The sequence below is a fragment of the Stutzerimonas stutzeri genome, from assembly GCF_000935215.1.
GTDB lineage: Bacteria > Pseudomonadota > Gammaproteobacteria > Pseudomonadales > Pseudomonadaceae > Stutzerimonas.
In genome coordinates, this window is sequence record NZ_JXXD01000372.1 from 1 (window position 1) to 577 (window position 577).

The following is a 577-nucleotide window of genomic DNA, read 5'->3' on the forward strand; positions in this document are numbered from 1 at the left end:
TCGAAAAAGCTATTCCTCACTGCTTGTGGGGAGAGTCCATATACCATTTGTTAGAGGTTGCTTGCTCAATGTTGAGTAATCTTTGCTTGAGAGAAATGGCCCTGCTCATCGAAGTAGATATGCAAATAGTCGTAATCAATTCCCAAACCGCTGCACATGCCAAGTGAATATTGATATTCCTGTTTAGTAAACTGTTCACTTGACTCTCCAAGTAAAACAGCTACATCATTTTCAGTCATTTTGTTTGATAACAAGCCCTGTATGTCGCTAGCCATTCCTCCACGGTAGCAAGTGGCAGATTGTTCGTCGGATATTGCAGCGTGCCATTTTGTTTTTTCAAAAGATTCAGAGCTGAAAACTCCAGAGCTTGCATACCAATAAGCAAATACCAATAAAGATAAAAGTACTAGGAAAGTGGCTCCTATGGAAATTAGTATCCATTTTATGAATTTTAACGCATGCATCCGTGCAACCTCTAACGTTTGGTTAAGGGGCGGGCTTCAGCCCCGTCCCAGTGAGCGAAGCGAGCGATTTGAAGGCTGTAATGGACTCTCCCTGCACCACGTTTCTTCTATAA

Annotated in this window: 1 protein-coding gene; it reads right to left on the reverse strand. The window is 42.3% G+C overall.

The window, feature by feature from the left end; all coding sequences use genetic code 11:
- Positions 1 to 65 precede the first annotated feature (65 nt).
- Positions 66 to 464 (reverse strand): hypothetical protein, encoded by a 399-nt coding sequence (locus LO50_RS24865; RefSeq protein ID WP_152624011.1) that lies wholly within the window; start codon positions 462 to 464, stop codon positions 66 to 68.
- Positions 465 to 577 lie beyond the last annotated feature (113 nt).